22 protein-coding genes are annotated in these 21,905 nt (G+C 50.5%); 18 read left to right on the plus strand and 4 right to left on the minus strand.

Going from position 1 to position 21,905, the window contains the following annotated elements:
* Nucleotides 1-27 precede the first annotated feature (27 nt).
* The 4 genes from BM412_RS07340 to BM412_RS07355 all read left to right on the plus strand — a co-directional run bounded on the left by BM412_RS07340 (nucleotide 28) and on the right by BM412_RS07355 (nucleotide 4,661).
* The gene (locus BM412_RS07340; protein ID WP_091215747.1) at nucleotides 28-693 is read left to right on the plus strand and encodes a GNAT family N-acetyltransferase; all 666 of its coding nucleotides are present in this window, start codon (nucleotides 28-30) and stop codon (nucleotides 691-693) included.
* A gap of 18 nt (nucleotides 694-711) precedes the next feature.
* Nucleotides 712-1,380, plus strand: a complete 669-nt coding sequence (locus tag BM412_RS07345; RefSeq protein ID WP_091215751.1) for a GNAT family N-acetyltransferase — start codon at nucleotides 712-714, stop codon at nucleotides 1,378-1,380.
* Nucleotides 1,381-1,425: 45 nt separating this feature from the next.
* Nucleotides 1,426-2,205 (plus strand): MBL fold metallo-hydrolase, encoded by a 780-nt coding sequence (locus BM412_RS07350; protein ID WP_371264730.1) that lies wholly within the window; start codon nucleotides 1,426-1,428, stop codon nucleotides 2,203-2,205.
* 458 nt (nucleotides 2,206-2,663) lie between these two features.
* Nucleotides 2,664-4,661: an endonuclease MutS2 gene (locus BM412_RS07355; protein ID WP_091215754.1), complete on the plus strand. Its 1,998-nt coding sequence runs from the start codon at nucleotides 2,664-2,666 to the stop codon at nucleotides 4,659-4,661.
* Nucleotides 4,662-4,712: 51 nt separating this feature from the next.
* On the opposite strand, the gene BM412_RS07360 is transcribed toward BM412_RS07355, so the two are convergent.
* On the minus strand, nucleotides 4,713-5,354 hold the full coding sequence (locus BM412_RS07360; protein ID WP_091215755.1) for a thiamine diphosphokinase: 642 nt from the start codon (nucleotides 5,352-5,354) through the stop codon (nucleotides 4,713-4,715).
* Between the two features lie 211 nt (nucleotides 5,355-5,565).
* Between BM412_RS07360 and BM412_RS07365 the strand changes: the two genes are divergently transcribed.
* Together BM412_RS07365 and BM412_RS07370 are read left to right on the plus strand one after the other, a co-directional pair.
* Entirely contained in the window at nucleotides 5,566-6,246 is a 681-nt protein-coding gene (locus BM412_RS07365) for a trimeric intracellular cation channel family protein (RefSeq protein WP_177245876.1), read from the plus strand.
* Nucleotides 6,243-6,719, plus strand: coding sequence for a low molecular weight protein-tyrosine-phosphatase (locus BM412_RS07370; protein WP_091215760.1), 477 nt, complete (start codon nucleotides 6,243-6,245; stop codon nucleotides 6,717-6,719). The genes BM412_RS07365 and BM412_RS07370 overlap by 4 nt, the downstream gene beginning before the upstream one ends.
* 65 nt (nucleotides 6,720-6,784) lie before the next feature.
* On the opposite strand, the gene BM412_RS07375 is transcribed toward BM412_RS07370, so the two are convergent.
* Nucleotides 6,785-7,525, minus strand: a complete 741-nt coding sequence (locus tag BM412_RS07375; RefSeq protein WP_091215762.1) for an alpha/beta hydrolase — start codon at nucleotides 7,523-7,525, stop codon at nucleotides 6,785-6,787.
* A gap of 282 nt (nucleotides 7,526-7,807) precedes the next feature.
* Between BM412_RS07375 and pdhA the strand changes: the two genes are divergently transcribed.
* From pdhA to BM412_RS07430, 11 genes are all read left to right on the plus strand, one after another.
* Entirely contained in the window at nucleotides 7,808-8,875 is a 1,068-nt protein-coding gene (pdhA, locus tag BM412_RS07380) for a pyruvate dehydrogenase (acetyl-transferring) E1 component subunit alpha (RefSeq protein WP_091215764.1), read from the plus strand.
* Nucleotides 8,876-8,917: 42 nt separating this feature from the next.
* Nucleotides 8,918-9,895 (plus strand): alpha-ketoacid dehydrogenase subunit beta, encoded by a 978-nt coding sequence (locus BM412_RS07385; RefSeq protein ID WP_090985403.1) that lies wholly within the window; start codon nucleotides 8,918-8,920, stop codon nucleotides 9,893-9,895.
* Between the two features lie 54 nt (nucleotides 9,896-9,949).
* On the plus strand, nucleotides 9,950-11,293 hold the full coding sequence (locus BM412_RS07390) for a dihydrolipoamide acetyltransferase family protein (RefSeq protein WP_091215766.1): 1,344 nt from the start codon (nucleotides 9,950-9,952) through the stop codon (nucleotides 11,291-11,293).
* Nucleotides 11,294-11,297: 4 nt separating this feature from the next.
* Complete coding sequence (gene lpdA / locus BM412_RS07395) at nucleotides 11,298-12,713, plus strand: dihydrolipoyl dehydrogenase (RefSeq protein WP_091215768.1); 1,416 nt, start codon at nucleotides 11,298-11,300, stop codon at nucleotides 12,711-12,713.
* A gap of 112 nt (nucleotides 12,714-12,825) precedes the next feature.
* The gene (locus BM412_RS07400; RefSeq protein WP_091215770.1) at nucleotides 12,826-13,320 is read left to right on the plus strand and encodes an acyl-CoA thioesterase; all 495 of its coding nucleotides are present in this window, start codon (nucleotides 12,826-12,828) and stop codon (nucleotides 13,318-13,320) included.
* A 59-nt stretch (nucleotides 13,321-13,379) separates the two neighbouring features.
* Entirely contained in the window at nucleotides 13,380-14,174 is a 795-nt protein-coding gene (gene thyA, locus BM412_RS07405; protein ID WP_091215772.1) for a thymidylate synthase, read from the plus strand.
* 15 nt (nucleotides 14,175-14,189) lie between these two features.
* Nucleotides 14,190-14,687, plus strand: a complete 498-nt coding sequence (locus BM412_RS07410; RefSeq protein WP_091215774.1) for a dihydrofolate reductase — start codon at nucleotides 14,190-14,192, stop codon at nucleotides 14,685-14,687.
* Between the two features lie 225 nt (nucleotides 14,688-14,912).
* Nucleotides 14,913-16,400, plus strand: coding sequence for a glutamate synthase subunit beta (locus BM412_RS07415; RefSeq protein ID WP_091215776.1), 1,488 nt, complete (start codon nucleotides 14,913-14,915; stop codon nucleotides 16,398-16,400).
* A 67-nt stretch (nucleotides 16,401-16,467) separates the two neighbouring features.
* Nucleotides 16,468-16,785 carry a hypothetical protein gene (locus tag BM412_RS07420; RefSeq protein ID WP_091215778.1) on the plus strand — a complete coding sequence of 106 codons (318 nt, stop codon included), beginning with the start codon at nucleotides 16,468-16,470 and terminating at the stop codon, nucleotides 16,783-16,785.
* 57 nt (nucleotides 16,786-16,842) lie between these two features.
* On the plus strand, nucleotides 16,843-17,985 hold the full coding sequence (locus tag BM412_RS07425) for a glucosaminidase domain-containing protein (RefSeq protein WP_091215780.1): 1,143 nt from the start codon (nucleotides 16,843-16,845) through the stop codon (nucleotides 17,983-17,985).
* A 12-nt stretch (nucleotides 17,986-17,997) separates the two neighbouring features.
* Nucleotides 17,998-20,421: a DNA topoisomerase 3 gene (locus tag BM412_RS07430; protein ID WP_091215783.1), complete on the plus strand. Its 2,424-nt coding sequence runs from the start codon at nucleotides 17,998-18,000 to the stop codon at nucleotides 20,419-20,421.
* 70 nt (nucleotides 20,422-20,491) lie between these two features.
* On the opposite strand, the gene BM412_RS07435 is transcribed toward BM412_RS07430, so the two are convergent.
* The gene (locus tag BM412_RS07435) at nucleotides 20,492-21,235 is read right to left on the minus strand and encodes an HAD family hydrolase (protein WP_091215785.1); all 744 of its coding nucleotides are present in this window, start codon (nucleotides 21,233-21,235) and stop codon (nucleotides 20,492-20,494) included.
* 127 nt (nucleotides 21,236-21,362) lie between these two features.
* Here BM412_RS07435 and BM412_RS32055 point away from each other — a divergent pair, with 127 nt between their 5' ends.
* Complete coding sequence (locus BM412_RS32055; RefSeq protein WP_177245696.1) at nucleotides 21,363-21,503, plus strand: hypothetical protein; 141 nt, start codon at nucleotides 21,363-21,365, stop codon at nucleotides 21,501-21,503.
* An 82-nt stretch (nucleotides 21,504-21,585) separates the two neighbouring features.
* On the opposite strand, the gene BM412_RS07440 is transcribed toward BM412_RS32055, so the two are convergent.
* A complete protein-coding gene (locus BM412_RS07440) occupies nucleotides 21,586-21,807 on the minus strand; it encodes a hypothetical protein (protein ID WP_091215788.1) in 222 nt (73 codons plus the stop codon).
* Nucleotides 21,808-21,905: the final 98 nt, after the last annotated feature.

Below are 21,905 nucleotides of genomic sequence, written 5' to 3' on the forward strand. Positions count from 1 at the left end.
TATTACCGGAGGAGGGGAGGGTGAGCGATGCGTAAACAGTTGATTGTCTACCATACGGGCAAACCGGTCGAAATTGTGATCCGCAATTACGGGTTCTCCGATATCGAGGGAATGATCGCCATTCAGCGCGAATCCTTTCCGCCTCCGTTTCCTTCCGAGCTATGGTGGAATGAAACGCAGCTGCGTGAGCATATTACTCGGTTTCCGGAAGGTGCGTTATGCGCGGAAATGGATGGCCGTTTAATCGGCTCTATGACGGGGCTTCTTGTAAGCGAGTCGCAGCTGGAGGGCGAACATACGTGGGAGGCTGTCACGGACAGCGGATACATTCGCAATCACGATCCTGACGGTACAACGTTATATGTCGTGGATTTATGCGTCATTCCCGAAATGCGTAAAGCCGGCGTCGGTAAATGGCTTATGCAAAGCATGTATGAGGTTGTGGTGCATCTTCAGCTGCGGAGACTGCTTGGCGGCGGCCGGATGCCGGGCTATCATCGGTATTCGGATACGGTTTCGGCGTCGGAATATTTAGAAGGGATTACAACGGGCTTGTTCAATGATCCCGTGATCTCGTTCCTGATGCGCTGCGGGCGACTGCCGGTCGGCGTTGCGCAGCATTATCTGGAGGATGAAGAATCCTGCGGTTATGCCGCAATTATGGAGTGGAAGAATCCATTTATACACGAATAGAGAGGAAGTTATAAGCCCATGGACTACATACGCATTCAATCGATCGACAATCCCTTATTCAAGAGCATGCATGACTTGATGAAAACCATTTTCCCGAAGGAAGAAGTGCTTGCATTCGAGAAATGGGCCGGTCCTCTCGAGGATCCGAGCATTCACGTCTATGTAGCGGTGCACGAAGGAGAGGTTGTCGGCACAACGGAATATCGCTATTATCCCGGTATGCAAGTCGCAATGACGGATTTTACGATTGTCGGTCGTCCGGGGCTGGGTGTCGGTCGGTTTCTGATGCGTAACCGCTCGCGTGACTTGGAACGGTTGGCGCAGCAAAGCGGAACCGATCCGATCGGCATGTTTGCCGAAATTTACAATCCAACGTTGGCAGAATATGAATTCGGCGGCGTCTATCCGATGAACCCGTTTGTTCGTCGTGAAGTGCTGTCGCATATCGGCTATATGCGGATCGACTTCCCTTATGTACACCCGTCTTGGGAAGAAGATGGGGCGGCTGTCGGTGGCCTGGATCTGTGTTTCCTGCCTCAGGACGAGAACCGCACTGAACTGGATGCCTCGCTCGTGGTGGCGTTCTTGACGGAATATTATTCAGCTCTGCCTAATAAGCCGGATGAATGGTATGCCATGGTCGAAGGCTTGAAAGGTCAATCCAAGCTTGCGCTGAAACCACTGTAGAGAGGCAGTGCGTACATAACGCTAATGGGAGTGGGGGAAACATTCTTGGCGACGACAGTCACCTTCTGGGGAACGGGAGATGCAATGGGCGTTCCTCGTGTCTATTGCTCTTGCAGCGTATGTGAGGAGGCGAGATCGGGCGGCGTGAACCGCAGAATGCGTTCACTCGTTCATCTCGCAGACGAAGAGTTTGGGACGATGTTGATTGATTGCGGTCCGGATTGGCGCAGCCAGATGGAAGCTGCAGGTCTCAAACGGATCGATACGATATTGATTACGCATGCTCATTTCGATCACATCGCAGGTTTGCCGGAGTGGGCAGACCTATGCAGATGGCTCCGGTGCAAAGGGAAAGCCTATGCTATGCCTGATGTGATTAACGATATTCTAACTCGGTTTCCATGGCTCTCTTCTCACATTGAATTCCATCCGATTACAGAGCCGCTTCAATTCGGGGGCTGGGTTGTGCAGACGTGGAAAGTAAACCATGGGAAGAACGGTTATGCGTACGCGTTCCGGTTCTCGCATGCCGAGCGCGGTAAGGCATTCGCCTATTGCTCCGATTCCATTGCGCTTGAAGGCGAGGAGCTGGTGCCGCTGGCAGAGCTGGATCTGCTCATACTGGGGACGAGTTTCTATCAAGAGCCATACCCGTTCGAGACGCGTTCCGTCTATGATGTTACGGAAGCACTGGCCTTGATCGAAGATTTAAAACCGGTCAAAACATTGTTTACGCATATGTCGCATGATATTGATTTACAGCGAGATTATGGGTTGCCCGCGAATGTCGCATTTGCGCATGCGGGACTGACGGCCATCGTCTAGGCGATTGCCGCTTGACTTAGGCCGCGTGCTGACGCTATTATAAAATTAACTTTAAGCAGTAAGGGGAAATTTTAATGCGGGTTATGGTTCTTAACTTCTAAATTGGATACTGCCCGGCGCCGGAAGCGCTGCCGGGTGCACGGCTTTTGTCAGATATACAAGTGGACTTTCTCTAATCGGAGTAGGTTTATATTGTTGTATCCCACAGAAGCGTGCAACCAATGAGTTAAGAACATGACAATTTCCGCCTCCTACTGGACGGTAAATTCGCGTGCTCTCTCGAGCACGCTTTTTTTTGTTCTACGGGAAATCCGCATTCTGATTGCCGGAAGCAGGTTTCTTCGACGAATCAAAGAGAGTTTACCGAGAAAACCATGAACAGGGATGGGATGCGTATGCGTTCTGTCCCTGTTTTTTTGCGTATAAATTCAAACACCGAAAAGGATGGGTAACCACACATGAATAACGCGTCAATGACGAAATTGGAATTCGATAAGATTAAAGCGATGCTGCTCACCTATACCGTTTCTGAAGCGGGAAGAGCGCTCGCCGAGCGGCATGAACCAAGCGCAGAACCCGGCCGAGTGAAAGCATGGCTTGGCGAAACGGAAGAGGCGGCGGCGCTGCTGGCAACCGGCGCAAGCGTCCCGATCTCCGCAATGGAAGGCATAGAGGTCTTCATGGCACTGCTGGGCAAAGGGAAAATCTACAGCGAGCAGGAACTCGGCAATTTGGCCGTCTGGCTCACCTCAATCGGACAAATGAAACGATATATGGACAGCAAACGAATGACTGCGCCGACAATCAGCAGCTACGCCGATTCCATGTACGATTGTCCGGAGCTCGTGAAAGAATTGCAGCGCTGCATTCGGCATGGCGCCTTGACCGATCAAGCGTCTCCGGCTTTGGCGGACATCCGCAGGCATCTCGCCGCCGCAGAAGAGCGAATCGAGCGCAAGCTGGGTCAGCTGTTAGGCAAATACAAGAATGCGCTGCAGGATCAATTAGTCAGCAAACGGAACGGACATTATGTTATTCCGGTGAAGAGAGACCTGCGCAGACAGGTACCGGGCACCGTATGGGATGAGTCGGCAAGCGGGCAAACCTTGTTCGTTGAGCCGGTCGATGTGGCCGATCTGCAAGCGGAGTGGCAAATATGGAAGAGTGAAGAGGAACGCGAACGAACGCTGATCCTATCGCAGCTTTCGGATCTGGCCGAAGAGCAGAGTGCCGCGTTGAGATGGAATTTGGAGGCAATGGCATCCTTTGATTTTATATTTGCCAGAGCGAAGCTATCGCGTACGTTTAACGGGATTAAAGCTGCCATTGTCGACAAGCCTTACGTGAAGTTGATCGGAGCCAAACATCCGCTGTTAGGCGGCAAGGCAGTACCGCTTACGATTGAAATTGGAGGCGAGTGGCGTCAGCTTATCATTACGGGACCTAATACCGGCGGCAAAACCGTCGCGCTTAAGACAATTGGTTTATTCGCGCTGATGGTGCAGTCAGGACTCCTTATTCCTGCTGAGGCCGGAACGGAGCTGGGGTTATTCCAGACCATTATGGCAGATGTCGGTGATGGCCAAAGCATTGAGCAATCGTTAAGCACGTTCTCTGCGCACATGGAATGTCTGAGCGACATGCTTCGCAAAGCAAATGCTCGTTCGCTGATTCTGCTTGACGAGCTGGCAGCCGGAACGGATCCCGGCGAAGGCATTGCCTTGTCCATTGCCGTGTTGGAGGAGCTTCTGAAACGCGGCTCGCTTGTGGCGGCCACGACTCATTTTAACGAGATTAAACGATTTGCCTCCGTCATGAAGGGTTGTACGAATGCCCGTATGGCTTTCGATGCCGATACGTTGCAGCCGATTTATAAGCTGGAAATCGGGGAAGCCGGGGACAGCTACGCTTTTGCGATTGCGAGGAGGTTCGGCTTGCCGGAGAGTGTTATCAAGCGGGCGGAGGAGCGCGTTGTGGCAGCCAAATCCGCCAATTCTACGCAACAGCGGGAGACATTGAACGCCGGAGAGTTTGATTCTACCTCTGCATTGCGATGGGACAATGATTTGAAGCGGGCAAGCAGCAAAGAAGAGACAAAGGCTCAAGCAAAGCACAAGGAGGAAGACGCAAATACGGAGGGAGCCGGAGCTAAGAAACCTTTACAAGTCGGGGATTGTGTCTGGATTTATCCGCTCAAACGGACAGGAATCGTATTCCAACCGGCAAATGAACGCGGCGATGTGGTTGTGCAGGTTCAGAAGAACAAGATGACCTTCAACCGCAAACGGCTGTCGCTCTACATTCCGAGTACGCAGCTGTACCCGGAATTGGAAGAGGGCTACGATATGGATATCGTGTTCGAATCGAAGGAGAATCGTAAAACGCGCAAGCTGATGGGGCGAAAATACGTCCCCGGACTATCCATCATCCTACCGCCGGATGAGCCAAAAGCTTGATTACCGCGACAGGGCATGATAAGGTGGCTATTCGTTCCATCAGAGTCACCTTTAATCCCGGCTTTGTATAACGAGCAGCATCCCTTGCTTGATTGTAATTTGACCATCCTCAAGGAGAAGCTTGTTACTGATGCCGAGCGATTGTCCGATTTCAAGCGAAGCTTCTTGAAGCGGATATTGAAATCCTGTCAACGTAATCCCTGTCACAATTTCAGATAGCGGCAATAAGGAAACGTAAGTGTAGCTGCTGTTAAATAACTTCGTTTGATCAGTGGTAAGCTGAATACAGTTGTGTTCATCTACGATCGAAGCGGCAATTCCTTGCTGCTGCGCCATACGGAGCAAATGCACATTCGCGAGCGAATGGTCGAACCTGGTTCCGAGAGCGCCAAGCATGACGATTTGCTGCGGTTTCTTAGAGAGTGCAAGACGCCACGCCAACTCCGTGTCCGTATAATCCTTGTCGATCGGATCGTAATCATGGGTTTCGCCGCTGTTCTCGCGGATGTACGCCAGCTGAGCCGGGGTAACGGAATCGAAGTCGCCCAGCGCGATATGCGGCTTCAGCCCGTGCTCGACAAGGAATAATGCGCCGGCATCTGCTCCGATCAGCAAATCGTCAGGAGTGAGGAAATCAAGCGCCCACGGACCCAATCGACCGCCTGTGAAAATGACTATTCGCTTAGGAATCATAAGTAGTCCTGCCTTTGCAATCGTTCGTGTCCATTTGAGAACCGAAGCATTTTACGCCAGTATACTTCCCTTCAGAGCCGTTGACCAGTCGAATTGCTCTCGAAGTGGAAAATGTAACGCTTGAAGATTCGACGAGCCGCGGCTAAAATGAGTAAGGATCATATTGAGCGGAGACACGCGGAGGCATCTAGCAATGAATCTACAGATGGACATGGACATTTTCACCGTATTCAGTATTATTGGAACGATTGCGTTTGCGGTCAGCGGCGCGATTGTTGCAATGGAAGAAGAGTATGATATTTTGGGCGTGTATGTGCTTGGACTTGTCACTGCATTCGGAGGCGGAGTAATCCGGAACCTATTGATCAATGTTCCGATTACGACGATATGGACGCAGGGCATGCTGCTGAAGACGGCGGTAATCGCGATGACCATTGCATTTATCATGCCGGTCAAGTGGATTAACAGATGGAAGAAGAGCGAAGCTTTCTTCGATGCGATAGGGCTGTCGGCTTTTGCGATTCAGGGGGCGCTGTACGCAACGGGCAAGTATCCGCTTAGCGCCGTTATGGTTGCAGCCATGTTGACCGGAATCGGCGGCGGGATGATTCGCGATGTGCTTGCAGGCCGTAAGCCGCTGGTGCTGCGCGATGAAATCTATGCCGTCTGGGCGCTTGCCGCAGGCGCGGCGATCGGTTTGGGTTTTTTCGAATCCCCGGTGGAATTATTAATCTTATTTGTTATCGTCATTATCTTCAGAATGTTATCCGTTCACTACAACTGGCGGCTGCCGAGGCGATCATTGAAGTACGCGCTCGCGCAGTCGGTCTATTCGGATAAAGAGCGCGCTGAAGCTGCCAAGATTGAGCAAGAAAAAGGAGAAGGATCATGATTAGCGTATTATTTGTTTGTCTGGGAAATATTTGCCGGTCGCCGATGGCAGAAGCGGTGCTGAGGCATCAACTGAAGGCGCGCGAGCTGGAGGACCGGATCAAAGTCGATTCCGCCGGAACGGGAGATTGGCATCTCGGCAAGCCGCCGCATGAAGGAACGCGCGGACTGCTGGAGCGTTACGGGATTTCGTACGAGGGAATGCGAGCTAGACAAGTACTTATCGACGACTATCAGACCTTCGACTATATCATCTGCATGGACAGCGCCAATGAACGAGATGTGCACGCGCTCTTCGGGAGCCGTTCTGATCTGCATGCCAAAGTGTTCAAATTCATGGATTTGCTGCCCGATGAGTCGAGCGATGACGTACCGGACCCGTATTACACTGGCAATTTCGATGAGGTCTATGGGCTTGTATCGAAAGGCTGCGAGAATCTGCTGGAGCGAATTCGTCGCGAACATCAATTGTAAAATAAAGAAAGACCGCATTCCCATGGAGAAGTTGGGATGCGGTCTTTTTGTTTATTATGCGCCTATTAGGCCTCAGGGTGAAGGAACGTGCGAAGCGCATCCGGAATGTGCTGCTGCCAGAAGCCCCACACATGATCGCCATCATGCTCGCTGTAATGGGTCGTGGCCCCTTTAGACTCCAGGATAGCTTTCATTTCACGGTTAATGGCAACGAAATCAAATACGCCGCTATCGGATTTAAATGCCGTTTCTTGGAGGCCTACGATCATGAACAGTACCAGTTTGCTTAGATCCGAAGAGCTCTTAGCAATCTCGCGCGAAGCGGGATAAAACGCCCCTGACAAGGAAATAACTTGATGGAACAATTCAGGGTAGGTGAGCGCAATGTGAAAGCTGACGGATCCGCCTAAGGAATCGCCTGCAAGAATGCGAGCGTCGGCGTCTTGTCTTGCTGCATATTTGGACTCGATATATGGAATGAGTTCATCGCCGAAGAAAGCGACATATCCGTGATGCCGATCGCCATTGGGTGCATATTCGGCCGTACGAAGCTTAATGTCTACATCAACACCAACAATAACGAAAGGCTCAATCCCTTCATCCAGAATGAGCTGATTGGCAATCGTCGCAATGCGGCCGAAATTGAAAAATTGCTCGCCGTCTTGGCAATAGACGACCGGATAGCTGAGCAGTTCATTGTAGCCGGGTGGTAAATATACCCTTAGATCGCGTGAGCCCTCGGGCAGCAATCGACTGGTAATGACATCCTTTACAATCGTTCTTTTCAAATAACGAGGATCGGTCATGAATAAAAACTCCTTTGTCCTTGCATGGTTTGGACGTGTTGTGGGTAAACAAAAGGGAGGAAACAAATGCAGCTTTTGCTAGTAATATGCCCTGTTGTACTATTCTGTACTAGTAGTTCGATAGTTCTGTTACATATACAATTTAGCAGGCTAATAGATCAAATGTTGCAAAATACAACGGTTTATTGTGCTTTATGCTTTGACCATTTCGGTTAAACAGGTTTATAATCATTCTATAACAGGGATACTCGTTTTTTCAAATATTCAACTGAGGTGAACAATATGAGCAAGCTGCCTTATGAAGTTCAGACGGAGCCGGTAACTCCACTTTCCGTTTTGTCTCCTGAAGGGGAAATTGTTAACGAAGCGCTTATGCCGAATTTGTCGGATGAGCAATTGAAAGAAATTATGTATCGCATGGTTTTCACGCGCACATGGGATGAGCGTGCCGTAAACTTGGGAAGACAAGGTCGTCTTGGCTTCTACGCACCTGTTTCGGGTCAAGAAGCTTCCATGATCGGAAGCGAATATGCACTTAACAAAGATGATTTCATCTGCCCGGGCTACCGCGACATGCCGCAAATCGTATGGCATGGATTGCCGCTGTATCAAGCATTCCTGTACTCCCGCGGTCATCAGCACGGCGGTCAAATTCCTGCGGACGTTCATGTTCTTATGCCGCAAATCATTATCGGCGCTCAAATTCTACATGCTACAGGCGTTGCTATGGCATTCAAGAAAAAAGGCGAGAAGCGCGTAGCTATCACTTATACAGGTGACGGCGGTTCTTCTGAAGGCGACTTCTACGAAGGCATGAACTTTGCCGGCGCATTCAAGCTGCCTGTCATTTATGTTGTTCAAAACAACGGTTATGCGATCACTACTCCATACGCGAAGCAAACGGCTGCATTGTCGGTTGCACACAAAGCAGTCGCTGCCGGTATCCGCGGTGTGCAAGTCGACGGTATGGACGTGCTTGCAGTTATTAAAGCGGTATCCGATGCTGCAGAGCGCGGCCGTAACGGCGAAGGCGCAACGCTTATCGAAATGCTGACTTACCGTTTCCGTCCGCATTCCATGGCGGATGATACAACGAAATACCGTACGAAGGATGAAGAAGGCGAATGGAGCCTGAAAGATCCGATCACTCGTTTCGCAAAATTCCTGGAGAAGAAGGGTCTGTGGTCCGATGAAGATACAGCCCGCGTGAAAGAGGAAGCGAAAGCGACTGTAAACGAACACATCAAGAAAGCGGAAGCAACAGAGAAAATGACTGTGAACGGACTGATTGATTCCATGTTCGAGCACACACCTGCTCACCTGGAAGCGCAAAAAGCCGATTTCCAATAAATGGGATGACTATCGAAGTTAGCTAAGGAGGAACTCGCGACAATGGCTCAAATGAATATGAAAGAAGCGATCCGCGATGCAATGCGCGTGGAGCTTAAGAATGACCCGAACGTATACATTTTCGGTGAAGACGTTGGTAAGGTCGGCGGCGTTTTCCGTGCGACAGAAGGACTGCAAGGCGAATTCGGGGAAGATCGCGTATTCGATACACCGCTTGCTGAATCTGCAATTGCCGGTATGGCGGTAGGGATGGGCCTTCAAGGCTTCCGCCCGGTTGCTGAGATTCAATTCGTCGGTTTCATCTATGAAGCAATGGATCAAATGTTTATCCAAGCAGCGCGTATGCGTTACCGTTCCGGCGGACGCTACAACTCGCCAATCGTTTTCCGTACGCCATTTGGCGGCGGCGTAAAGGCAGCTGAGCTTCACACCGATTCCCTTGAAGGCTTGGCGATTCAAACGCCGGGTATCAAAGTAATCGTACCTTCCAATCCTTATGATGCAAAAGGTCTTCTCGTTGCGGCTATTCGCGATAATGACCCTGTATTCTTCATGGAGCATTTGAACCTTTACCATGCTTTCCGTCAAGATGTGCCCGAAGAGGCATACACAGTTGAAATCGGTAAAGCGAATGTTGTTCGCGAAGGTTCCGATGTCACGATCATCGCTTACGGTCTTATGGTTCACACAGCTGTTAAGGCTGCTGAAGAGCTTGAGAAGAGCGGCGTGAAAGCAGAGGTTATCGACCTGCGTACACTGCTTCCGCTTGATATCGAAACGATCGTTGCTTCGATCAAGAAAACAAACCGCGCAATCGTTGTACAGGAAGCACAGAAAACTTCCGGTGCGGCTGCGGAAATCATCGCTCAAATCAACGAGAACGCAATCCTTCACCTGGAAGCGCCGGTACTTCGCGTAGCGGGTCCGGATACGGTTTACCCGTTCGCACAAGTGGAAGACGCTTGGCTGCCAAGCCCTGCTCGCATTATCAAAGCAGTAAACCAAGTGCTTAATTTCTAATAGATAAACCCACCATAGAGCAGGTTGTGAAGACTGAGAAGGAGGTCACGGGACGTGGCAAAATTCGAGTATCGTTTCCCGGAGCTTGGCGAAGGCTTGCATGAAGGCGAAATCGTCAAAATGCATATTACGGCAGGCGCAACGGTTACGGATGAAGATATCATCATGGAAGTACAGAATGACAAGGCAATCGTGGAAGTTCCTTGTCCTGTAAATGGTAAAGTGCTTGAAGTGCTCGTAAAGGACGGACAGGTTTGCCATGTTGGCGACCTTGTTGCCATCATCGATGCGGAAGGCGATGTGCCTGAGCAAGCTGCACCGGCTGGCGATAGCCACAATGCACCGGCACCGGCGGCAGAAGCTCCTGCAGCAGCACCTGCCCCAACAACAGCAGCAGCTCCGGCTCCTGCAGCAGCACCTGCTGCACCAGCGGCAGCTCCGGCTCCCGTTACAGCAGCAGGCGGTATGGTTCTGGCGACGCCAAGCGTGCGTAAATTCGCTCGCGAGCAAGGCGTTGAGCTTGCCGGCGTAGCAGGCTCTGGCAAGAACGGCCGCATTACGCGTGATGATGTAACTGCAATCGCTGCGGGCGGCGGAACGGCGGCGCAAGCAGCTCCGGCTGCGGCACAAGCAGCAGAAGCACCGGCAGCAGCGGAATCGAAACCGGCTGCAGCAGCGGCTGTCGTTGTCGGCGACCGTGCCGAAGAGCGCGTACCATTCAAAGGCATTCGCAAAGTTATTGCGAACGCCATGGTTAAATCGGTATACACTGCGCCTCACGTAACACTGATGGATGAAGTGGATGTAACGGCACTTGTTGAGCTTCGTACGAAAGCGAAGCCGATCGCAGAGAAGAAAGGCGTTAAGCTGACTTACCTGCCATTCATCGTAAAAGCTCTCGTTGCGGCTTGCCGTCAGTTCCCGATTATGAACGCGACGCTTGACGAAGAGAAACAAGAGATCGTGTACAAGAAATACTACAACATCGGTATTGCTACCGATACAGATAACGGTTTGATCGTTCCGGTCATTCAGGATGCAGACCGCAAGAACGTATGGATGGTTGCAGATGCGATCAAGGATCTGGCTACTCGCGGCCGTGACGGTAAGCTGACAGCGTCCGAACTAAGAGGCAGCACGATCAGCATCACGAACATCGGATCCGCCGGCGGTATGTTCTTTACGCCGGTTATCAACTTCCCTGAGGTTGCTATTCTTGGTACAGGCCGTATCTCCGAGAAACCGGTTGTGAAGAACGGCGAAATCGTTGCTGCATCGGTTATGGCACTTTCCCTAAGTTTTGACCACCGTCTGATTGATGGCGCAACAGCGCAAAACTTCATGAACTACATTAAACAGCTGCTGGCTGATCCGCAATTACTTGTAATGGAGGTTTAAAACCATGGTAGTAGGAGATGCATCACTCGATATTGATTTGCTCGTCATTGGAGCAGGCCCGGGCGGCTATGTAGCGGCAATTCGCGCTGCACAGCTTGGCCAAAGCGTGCTTGTCGTAGATAAACAGTATGTAGGCGGCGTATGCTTGAATGTTGGCTGTATCCCGTCCAAGGCGCTGATCTCGGCGTCCCATCAATATGAATCCATTTCGCACGCTTCTTCCTTCGGTATCACAGCATCCGATGTGAAAGTGGAATGGAGCAAAGTTCAAGAGTTCAAGAACGGCGTCGTAAAGAAATTGACCGGCGGCGTAGGACAACTGTTGAAAGCTAACAAAATTCAGTTCTTCAGCGGCGAAGTGATGTTCATCAGCGATACGGAAGCACGTGTATTCAATGAGCAAGAAGCTCCGCGTTACCGTTTCAAGAACTGCATCATTGCAACAGGCTCCCGTCCAATCGAGCTGAAGGCATTCCCTTACGGCGGCCGTATCGTTTCTTCGACGGAAGCATTGTCCTTGCCTGAAATTCCGAAGAGCCTCGTTGTTATCGGCGGCGGCTACATCGGTATCGAGCTTGGTCAAATGTATGCTCGTTTCGGTACGAAGGTTACGGTAATCGAAGGTTCCGATACGATTCTTCCCGGCTTTGACAGCGACATGTCTTCGCTCGTGGCGAAGAAGCTTAAAGGCACGAAAACAGATATCGTAACAGGTGCTCAAGCGAAGAGTGCCGTACAAACAGACAACGATGTAACCGTTACGTACACAGTAGGTGGCGAAGACAAACAAGTTACAGCAGATTACTTGCTTGTAACGGTTGGACGCCGTCCAAATACAGATGGCGAGCTTGGCCTTGATATGATCGATGTGAAGATGACCGACCGCGGTATGATCGAAGTCGACGAGCAATGCCGTACAAGCATCCCGCACATCTTCGCAATCGGCGATATTATTGCAGGACCTGCGCTTGCGCATAAAGCGATGTATGAAGGCCGCGTTGCTGCAGAAGTCATTGCCGGTCAACCAAGCAAAATCGATTACAAGTGCATTCCGCTTGTGGTATTCTCCGATCCTGAATTGTCTAGCGTAGGCTACAGCGAGAAGGAAGCGAAGGAAAAAGGCCACAACGTGAAGGTCGGCAAATTCCCGTTCAACATCAACGGACGTGCGTTGTCCCTTGGCGTAAACGAAGGTTTCGTCAAAGTAATCGCGGATGCGGATAACGGTCTCTTACTTGGTGCCCAAATCGCCGGTATTGAAGCTTCCAACATGATCGCAGAGCTAGGACTTGCAATCGAAATGGGCGCGACGCTTGAAGATATCGCTCTGACGATTCATGCACATCCAACGCTTGGCGAAATCGTTCTGGATGCGGTTGAAGTGGCGCTTGGACATCCGATTCACGCAATTGCCAAATAACAAGCTAATCTATATATAACCAAGGCTTACAGGAATACAAGAGGTCACGCCGCAGTTGTTCTGCAGCTGGGCCTCTTTCTTCTTTAGCATTTAGCCAAGGAGGCAGCCTGCAATGACGAGCGAAGTGTCGAAGAAGACAACGGACGAATCGAGATCAACGATGATGCAGTTGATCTTCCCGTCGGATACGAATTACCACGGAACGATGTTCGGTGGCAAAGTAATGGAATACATGGATAAGATCGCGGCGATAACAAGCATGCGCCATGCGCGCGGGCCGGTGGTAACGGCCTCGACCGATAGTTTGGATTTTGTTGCGCCGATCAAGGTCGGCGATATGATCGACGTAGAGGCTTTTGTCACATGGACGCGTAAGAGCTCTATGGAAATCTATGTGAAGGTCCAAACCGAGCATGTCTATACGGGAGAACGCAAAACCGCTGTCACCGCCTTTTTCACCTTCGTCGCGCTGGATGAGCATGGCAAGCCTACCCCTGTCCCGGGCATAATTCCGCAGAATGATGAAGAACAGGCGCTTCATTTGTCCGCACCGGATCGTTACGAACTTCGCATGCAGCGAAAACAGGACAGACAGAAGAGCCATTAAATGTTAAGATAAGAGGAAGCGGTTTTTTTTGTAGAAAGCTGGAGAGGGGTTAACGGACGTTGAAGGCTTATTTGGATTTGCTTCAGGATGTCTTGGCTAACGGGGTAGTTAAAGAAGATCGTACAGGAACAGGAACAAGATCCGTGTTCGGTCGTCAGCTTCGCTTCGACTTAAATCAAGGCTTTCCGCTGGTCACGACGAAACGGATGCATGTGAAATCCATTATTCATGAACTGCTCTGGTTCCTTAAGGGAGATACGAACGTTCGTTACCTGCAAGAGAATGGCGTTCGGATTTGGAACGAGTGGGCAGATGAGAACGGGGATCTGGGTCCTGTCTACGGGTCGCAGTGGCGGGCTTGGGAGACACCTGATGGTCGTCATATAGATCAAATTGCTGCTGTAGTAAACTCGATTAAGAATAACCCGGATTCGAGGCGTCATATTGTCAGTGCATGGAATGTAGCGGAAATCGACAATATGAAGCTTCCGCCGTGTCATTTTGTATTCCAATTCTATGTGGCGAACGGGAAACTCTCATGTATGCTGACGATGCGTTCTTCGGATACCTTCTTGGGTCTTCCTTTTAATATTGCGCAATATGCGCTGCTTACGCATATGATTGCCCAGCAATGCGATCTTGGTGTTGGGGAATTTATTTATTCCGGTGCGGATGTTCATATTTACAGCAATCATATCGAGCAGGTAAAGCTTCAATTAACGCGTGAACCGCTGCCCCTGCCGAAGCTTATCATAAAGCGGAAGCCGGAATCGATTTTCGATTATGTCTATGATGATTTCGAGATTGCCGATTATGAGCACCATCCTACGATTAAAGCTGAAGTCGCGATATAAGGAAGGGTGCCGAATATGACAATTGCTATGATTGCCGCAATGGCGCGCAACCGGGTGATCGGGATCGACAATGAAATGCCATGGAGCCTGCCGGCTGAGATGGCTCATTTTCGTCGTTCGACAGCTGGCAAAACCGTTGTGATGGGGCGTAAAACCTTCGAATCGCTGAGCGGTCCGCTCAAGAATCGCCGTAATGTCATCTTAACCCGCAGCTTGGATTATAAGCCGGATGGCTGCGAGGTGGCACATTCCGTAGATGAAGTGTTGGCTCAGTTTGGCCCTCATGAAGGTGAAGAGCTTGTTATTATGGGCGGGGCAGAGATCTATTCGCTGTTTATGCCCTATGCGGACAAGCTGTGGTTAACGGAAGTCGAAGCGGATGTGGCAGGGGATGCTTATTTTCCGGCTTTCGACATGAAGGAGTGGACCGTGGAGAATCGGGAGCATTTCTCGAAGGATGAGAAAAATGCCTATGATTTTACAATCGTTACATATGTCAGGGACGCTCGTTAGAGCGAACTCTATTTGTATGGCAAATGCCTAACATTATGTGATAAAGTGCAAATGATTGTACGGAAAATCCATTTATTGCGTTAGGCCAAGTTGCTAAGATATTGTAAATAGTTATCAGGTTTTATATGGTAAAGTTTGATATTGAATTCAATGTCGATTCCCGATATAGTTTTAGAGAGATAACGAACATTCGGTAATGGGAAAATGGATGGAGGAAAAGCGATCATGTCTACACCTACTGGATTTATGGACTACAAACGCGAGCTGCCTGCTGACCGCGATCCGCTTGAACGGATTAAGGATTGGGATGAATTTCATAAGCATTTCAGTGAAGATCAGCTGAGAACGCAAGGCGCGCGCTGCATGGATTGCGGTACGCCTTATTGCCATACAGGTATCGAACTTCCGGGAGGCGCATCGGGCTGTCCGGTGAACAACCTTATTCCGGAATGGAATAACCTCATCTATCGTGGACTTTGGCGCGAAGCGCTGGATCGTTTGCACAAAACGAACAATTTCCCGGAATTCACCGGCCGTGTTTGCCCGGCTCCGTGTGAAGGCTCCTGTACGGTTGGCCTGATCGGCGATCCGGTTACGATAAAAACAATCGAGCAATCCATTATCGACAAAGGCTTCGATGAAGGATGGGTCGTTCCTCAACCTCCGCTTATGCGTACAGGCAAGAAGGTTGCCGTTGTAGGTTCCGGTCCGGCCGGAATGGCTTGCGCGGCTCAGCTTAACAAAGCAGGCCACACCGTAACGGTTTATGAGCGCGCAGATCGCATCGGCGGCTTGCTCACTTACGGTATTCCGACAATGAAACTCGACAAGAAAGTGGTTCAGCGTCGCGTGGATCTGATGGAAGCGGAAGGCGTTAACTTCATTACAAACGCAGAGGTTGGCACGAATGTACCGGCTGAGCAATTGATGAATGAATTCGATGCCGTTGTCCTTTGCGGCGGTGCTACGAAGGCGCGCGAAGTTGACATTGAAGGCCGCGATTTGAACGGCGTTCACTTGGCAATGGATTATTTGAACGGCACCATTAAGAGCTACCTGGATTCCAACTTGGAAGACGGTAACTATATCTCGGCTAAAGATAAGAACGTAATCGTAATCGGCGGCGGCGACACAGGTACGGACTGTGTAGCGACAGCGCTTCGCCACGGTTGTAAATCGGTGACGCAATTCGGTACGGTTGGTAAAGCGCCGCTAGTGCGTGACCAAGAGAAGAACCCATGGCCGCAATTCCCTAACGTGTACACGCTTGATTATGCACAAGAGGAAGCTCGCGCGCTGTATGGCGAAGATCCTCGCGCATTCTCCGTACTGACGAAGAAATTCGTCGGTGACGAGAACGGCAACCTGAAAGAATTGCACACGGTGCAAATCCAGCGTACGGTGGATGAAACCGGCCGCAGAATCTATACGGAAATCCCAGGCACAGAGAAAGTATGGCCGGCGGATCTGGTTATGATCGCGGTTGGTTTCGAAGGCCCTGAGAACACGCTGATTCAGAAGCTTGGCCTTGAGCAAGACCGTCGTTCGAATGTAAAAGCCGCTTACGGCAACTACAAAACGAGCGTTGACAAAGTATTCGCTGCAGGCGACATGCGCCGTGGACAAAGCTTGGTTGTTTGGGCAATCAACGAAGGACGCGAGGCTGCGCGTGAAGTGGACCGTTATTTGATGGGAACAACGATGCTTCCTTAAGAAGCGATTCGGAATGCAAAGCGCCTACGGGCGCTTTTATTTCGTTTAACGAAGGAGTGGGAATACGATGATTCAATATGGTTCCGAGCAGGTTACACAGCTGCGATTTATGACGTTTATTCCTCGCTTAGAGCTTCGTGACGACCAGTGGGTGGATATCGAGCTGCGTATGATCGTGGATCAAGCAACGCCTGTACCAGACGGCTTAATCGATTTAACGGCATTAGTGATATGTACGCATAGCGGGGTTATTGCTCAGATCGTTCCGCTGGATGAGGGCTGTGATTGCGAGTTTCAATTCACCTCGGATGAGAAGGAACAGATAAGAGCGTATATTGAATCCGCAGAAATCCAAACCCAGATTGCAAATCTCTCTATCGGCTAAGGTAAGATGTGGTAAAATGAGCTGTAGGTTATCGTTTCTTGGTGGGAGGAGATTCGATTGCGAGCCACAGCTGCAGGTGTTCTTACGCCGACGGATATTCATAAAATCAGACATTATGTCCAGCATAAGTATGGTGACTTGCCTAGCGATCGCCGCGCCGAAATCGTAGCGGATGCGATGCAGCGTATTGTCCTGCGGCAATTACCGGCTTTCCCGCACGAACAGAAGCTGATCGTTTCGACGGAGCTGATGCGGAGCATTGCGGTAAGGAAGCAGGTTCCCGTTGATGAGAAACATATCTTTGAAGCATGCCTGAGGCTCGATTATCGTGACCCTCAGCTTTTTCATGCCTTGCATGAATGGGTAGAGCAGCGGCTTGGCGTGACGATTGAGCATAAAGCGTTCAAGGGTATTATCGAGGAAGGCATTCATATTGCGAATTCCCCCCACCTGCAGGTTGAATCCTGGGATGCCGTTGTCGGCACGGTGGCAGGCTATTATCGCGCGCCTGAACGAATGGCTGAGGTTATCGCGCTTCCCGGCAGCCGTGATGGCGGCCTAGGCAATAAAACCAAGCCGAGTACTTATTTGTTCCTTACGCTGGCGCTAAGCGTGTCGACATTGTTCTATGGCTGGTGGACCCTTCATCCATCAACTACTCGTGCCGAGCTTCCTCAGACAGGACAACCTGTGGTTGTAACCCCTCCGGTTCCTCAGTCGCCGACGAATGAGAGCGCGCAGAAGTATAAGAATGAATTGCCCAGTGAGCTGAGATATGTGGAAGTAAATAAAGAACGGCTTGTACAGTATTTGGCGGGGAAATCGTCTTTACTTGCAGAGGAGCCGTACCTCAGCACCATTGTTAATGCGGCTAAGGAGCATGATATCCATCCGCTTTTGCTGTTTGCGATAACCGGACAAGAACAGGCTTTTGTACCGAAGACGCACAAAGATGCGAAGAAGATCGCGAACAATCCGTTTAACGTGTTTCACAGCTGGAAAGAGTTTAATACGTCAATCAGCGAGTCTGCGAAGATCGCAAGCAATACGATTGTACATAAAAGTCAAGGAAGACCTGACGATGTCGACGCACTCACTTGGATCAATACGAAATATGCCGAAGACGTCAATTGGTCGAAAGGCGTACGAGCGATATTGGATGCGATGAAACGTCAGATTATGTTGGTTAACGAACGGTAAAGAGGCGATTGCTTGAAAACATTGATTATCGCAGAGAAACCCGATATGGGCCGGACAATCGCCGCAGTCGTAGAACCGAAGGCGCAGAACAAACGCGCTTATTTGGAAGGCGAGCACTACATTATTACGTGGGCGATCGGCCATTTGGTCAGTCTCGCAGAACCGGACCAGTACGATCCCAAATATAAGAGATGGAATGAAGCGGATTTGCCCATCATTCCGGATCGCTTTAAGCTATGGCCGAATGCGCGGACGAAGGATCAGCTTGCTACTATCGGCGAGCTGTCGAAGCGCTGTGACCGGCTTGTTAACGCATGCGATGCCGGGCGTGAAGGTCAGCTTATCTTCCATTTGATCCGGCAATATTTGAAAATGCCGCAGCCGACAGATCGGCTGTGGATTTCCGATCTGACCCCGGAAACGATTCGCCGCGGATTCGATTCGCTGCGCAGCGATCAGGACTACGATGATCTTACACGTGCAGCTAAGGCGAGAAGCGAGGCGGACTGGCTGGTTGGGATGAACGCTTCGCGGGCATTTACCATTCGCCACAAAACACTGCTGTCGGTTGGACGCGTACAAACGCCTGTATTGGCATTGCTGTATGATCGGCATAAAGAAATAACCGCTTTTGACAGTGAGACATACTTCGTGGTGCAAGCCTCGTTCAGTCAGCAGGACTTTGCGTATAAAGGCGTCTGGCAGGGAGACCGGATAACGAAACGAGAGCAGGCTGAAGCTTTAGCCGCTAAAGTATCCGGGAAACCCGCTAAGATTGTCAGCTATACGGTGACGGAATCGAAGGAATATCCATATCGGCTGTACGATCTGACACTGCTGCAGCGAGAAGCGAATGGCAGATATGGTTATCCGGCGAAGAAAACGCTCGATATTGCGCAATCCCTCTATGAGAAACATAAAGTGATTACGTATCCGCGGACAAGTTCTAACTATGTCACGGAAGAGAACCTTCCAATAATGGGAAATGTTCTTAACATGCTTAAACAAACTTCCTATGGAGATCTGGCTAACGGCGCGGATCGCAGCAGGGTGCATAAAGGCAACAAAGCCGTCTGTAATCCGGCTAAAGTTGAGGACCATCACGCGATATTGCCGACACCTAAGCGTCCCGGTTCCTTAAGCACGGAAGAGCAGAACATTTACGATATGATCGTTCGTCGATTCCTCTCTCATTACTATCCTCCTGCTGTCTACAACAATCATGAAGTGTTGACGGAGGTTGAAGAAGAGCAGTTCCGCACACGTGCGAAGGAACAGCTGGATGCCGGGTGGCGAGTCGTGCTGGGCGATCAGGATGACGGGAACGCGAGCAAGGCTAAGAGCAAGTCGAAGAAGAAATCCGACGATGCGACGGATGATCAAGAGGATGATCTGGTCGAAACCGATCGTCCGTTCTCGGTTGATCCGGATGCACCGGTACATTGTGACGGCGCGGATGCTCTTGAGAAGGCCACGAAGCCGCCGAAGCCATATACGGAAGGCACGCTGCTCAAAGCGATGGAGAGTGCCGGTAAAGCGATTGAGGATGAAGAGCTTCGTGACGCGATGAAGCAGACGGGGCTGGGAACTCCGGCAACGCGCGCCGCGACGATTGAGCGGCTTAAATTTGTCGGGTATATCAAGCCGACAGGCAAGCGGCTCGATATCACGACAAAGGGCTGCGCAGCCATCGAGCTGATTCGCGGCGCCGGTGTAGAACTGCTGGCTTCGCCTGAAATGACGGGGCGCTGGGAGCAGCGACTCCATCAAATATCGAAGGGCGAAGCGTCGGATGAGCAGTTCATCGCGAAGGTGAAGCAGTTTGCCGAGATGATCGTCGGCAAAGTGAAACATCAGCGCCAAGCGGATGCGAGCTTATTCGAGGAGCCGGGACAACCTGCCGGAGAAGCTAAAGGTAAAGGCAGAGGAGCGAAAGCTTCCGCTTCAGGCGAGAAGAATTCGCGTCGGACTTCCTCGAAGGAGAAGGCAGCGAAGACTGAGGCATCTGGCTCTAGCGCGGGGACCGCTGCTAGAAGTGCAGCTGCACCTCGATCGAAGTCTGCAAGCACTTCAGCGGCTGGCAGCAGCAGCAGTACCTCAGCGCGTTCTGCGAAAGCTACAAGCGCTTCAGTTTCCCGGGAGCCGGCATCAAGCTCGCCGAAGGTGATTGCCACATGTCCACGGCCAGGCTGTGGCGGCGAGCTTGTGGAAGGGAAACGCGGCTATGGGTGTATGCGGTTTAGGGATGGCTGTACGTTTGTCATCTGGAAGGAACAGCAGGGACGTCTGGTAACGGCAGCGATGGCGAAGGCGCTGGCTGTTAGCGGCGCGACGAGAGCTTCCACGTTCAAGCGGGAAGACGGTTCCAGCGAGTCCGGCAAACTGACGCTAACGAATAACTCAACCGGAGCAGTAGAATTTGTACCTGCTCCGTAAGAACGAACAAGAGGCTTGTCCTCACAGGAGTCGTAATCACTCTTGTGTGGGACAAGCCTCTTCTTGTTCATTAATTGGGACCGCGCTGATTCAGGTAAGTATGAATACTTGTCGGTACGTCCCGGAGCTGGTCGAGGGTGAAGAATGCGCCTTTTGGCTCTACATCAATGCCGACAATATTATACGCCCATTCGGAATCCGTCTTCATGTGAATGGCGTGTATGCCCGAAGTCAAAGCGGGAATCACATCTGTACGAATGGAGTTGCCGATCATCCAAGTCGATTTACGATCGAATTTGCCTTCTCTCAGGATGTTCTCCATCGCTTCGATATTCTTCATCGAACGGACATAGATGCGCGGACCAAAATATCGCTCCAGCTGCATTTCTTTGATTTTACGTTGTTGAATTAACATTTCCCCACCGGTGTAGAGGTGCAGCTCATGACCTTTGGAGGCCAGCTCGTCCAGCGTCTCTTCCATGAACGGATAGGGCTCAACCTCATGATCGTAAACACTTCTTCCTAATTTCCACAGCATATCTACTTCTACGGGGGATATCGCTCTACCCAGCAGATCGGAGTAATGCTGATAAGTTCCAATAAAGGATTGCGGGAAGTGATCGCTCTTAAAGCCGGATACATGAACGCCGGCAATGTCGATTTCGGTTTGCTTGTCACGGATTTCCTGAGCCGAAATTCCATAACCTCTGAACCAGTCTGACATGAGGTCCGTAAATTGATCAATGACGAAATAGAAATACTTGTTGCAGTAAATTAGCGTATCATCGAGATCGAATAGAATACTTTGTTTCATCTTAGGCACGGCTCCTTCCCCAGATGATTTCGCTGTGTAGATTCAATCTACCGCATCTTGGGATTCGCCGTCAAATCGAATAGTACTGGGAACATTTACAAATACTGTAGGTGGAGGTGAATGATGTATGCCAACAAATCGGAACAGCAATTCGAAAAACCGTGGTAGCGAATCAGAGGGGAAAGATTATACTTCCACATTAAAGAAGCTGGATAAATTCGCAAGCAGGCCGTCCAGCTTAAACGGCATTAATAAACAGCTGCCTTAATACATACGGCAGAACAAGGACAGGGAACAGTCTCTATACGGGTCAGCAGGCAGCTGCGGACACCTATAGAGACTGTGAGTTGTTAGGCATACTTATTTAATTTCGCAGTGAGATCCTGCTTAATATAAGCGATTCTCTTGCGAACATAGAAGTCGTAGCTTGCTCCTTTCAATTCGCGGGGGCTAATGACTTCATCAGCACTGTTGTCGATAATGGTCAAGGAGCCGTTGGAATAAAACTTAAACGTTAGATCCCGGAATGGTCGATGCGTTTCGATAAATCGATAGTTTTCACAGTTATTCATGATGGTTAGCCTCCTCACAATTGGCGGGAATTTAGAACGTGTGTTCTTGTTTTTATTATAGCAAACATTTGTTCGTATGGAAACTATTATTTTTTTAA

Source organism: Paenibacillus sp. BC26 (assembly GCF_900116125.1).
Taxonomy (GTDB): domain Bacteria; phylum Bacillota; class Bacilli; order Paenibacillales; family Paenibacillaceae; genus Paenibacillus_Z; species Paenibacillus_Z lignilyticus.

Coding starts and splice junctions, on each gene's coding strand:
- BM412_RS07340 (WP_091215747.1), top strand. CDS start 28: ATGCGTAAACAGTTGATTGTCTACCATACGGGCAAACCGGTCGAAATT.
- BM412_RS07345 (WP_091215751.1), top strand. CDS start 712: ATGGACTACATACGCATTCAATCGATCGACAATCCCTTATTCAAGAGC.
- BM412_RS07355 (WP_091215754.1), top strand. CDS start 2,664: ATGAATAACGCGTCAATGACGAAATTGGAATTCGATAAGATTAAAGCG.
- BM412_RS07360 (WP_091215755.1), bottom strand. CDS start 5,354: ATGATTCCTAAGCGAATAGTCATTTTCACAGGCGGTCGATTGGGTCCG.
- BM412_RS07365 (WP_177245876.1), top strand. CDS start 5,566: ATGGACATTTTCACCGTATTCAGTATTATTGGAACGATTGCGTTTGCG.
- BM412_RS07370 (WP_091215760.1), top strand. CDS start 6,243: ATGATTAGCGTATTATTTGTTTGTCTGGGAAATATTTGCCGGTCGCCG.
- BM412_RS07375 (WP_091215762.1), bottom strand. CDS start 7,525: ATGACCGATCCTCGTTATTTGAAAAGAACGATTGTAAAGGATGTCATT.
- pdhA (WP_091215764.1), top strand. CDS start 7,808: ATGAGCAAGCTGCCTTATGAAGTTCAGACGGAGCCGGTAACTCCACTT.
- BM412_RS07385 (WP_090985403.1), top strand. CDS start 8,918: ATGGCTCAAATGAATATGAAAGAAGCGATCCGCGATGCAATGCGCGTG.
- lpdA (WP_091215768.1), top strand. CDS start 11,298: ATGGTAGTAGGAGATGCATCACTCGATATTGATTTGCTCGTCATTGGA.
- BM412_RS07400 (WP_091215770.1), top strand. CDS start 12,826: ATGACGAGCGAAGTGTCGAAGAAGACAACGGACGAATCGAGATCAACG.
- BM412_RS07410 (WP_091215774.1), top strand. CDS start 14,190: ATGACAATTGCTATGATTGCCGCAATGGCGCGCAACCGGGTGATCGGG.
- BM412_RS07415 (WP_091215776.1), top strand. CDS start 14,913: ATGTCTACACCTACTGGATTTATGGACTACAAACGCGAGCTGCCTGCT.
- BM412_RS07420 (WP_091215778.1), top strand. CDS start 16,468: ATGATTCAATATGGTTCCGAGCAGGTTACACAGCTGCGATTTATGACG.
- BM412_RS07435 (WP_091215785.1), bottom strand. CDS start 21,235: ATGAAACAAAGTATTCTATTCGATCTCGATGATACGCTAATTTACTGC.
- BM412_RS32055 (WP_177245696.1), top strand. CDS start 21,363: ATGCCAACAAATCGGAACAGCAATTCGAAAAACCGTGGTAGCGAATCA.
- BM412_RS07440 (WP_091215788.1), bottom strand. CDS start 21,807: ATGAATAACTGTGAAAACTATCGATTTATCGAAACGCATCGACCATTC.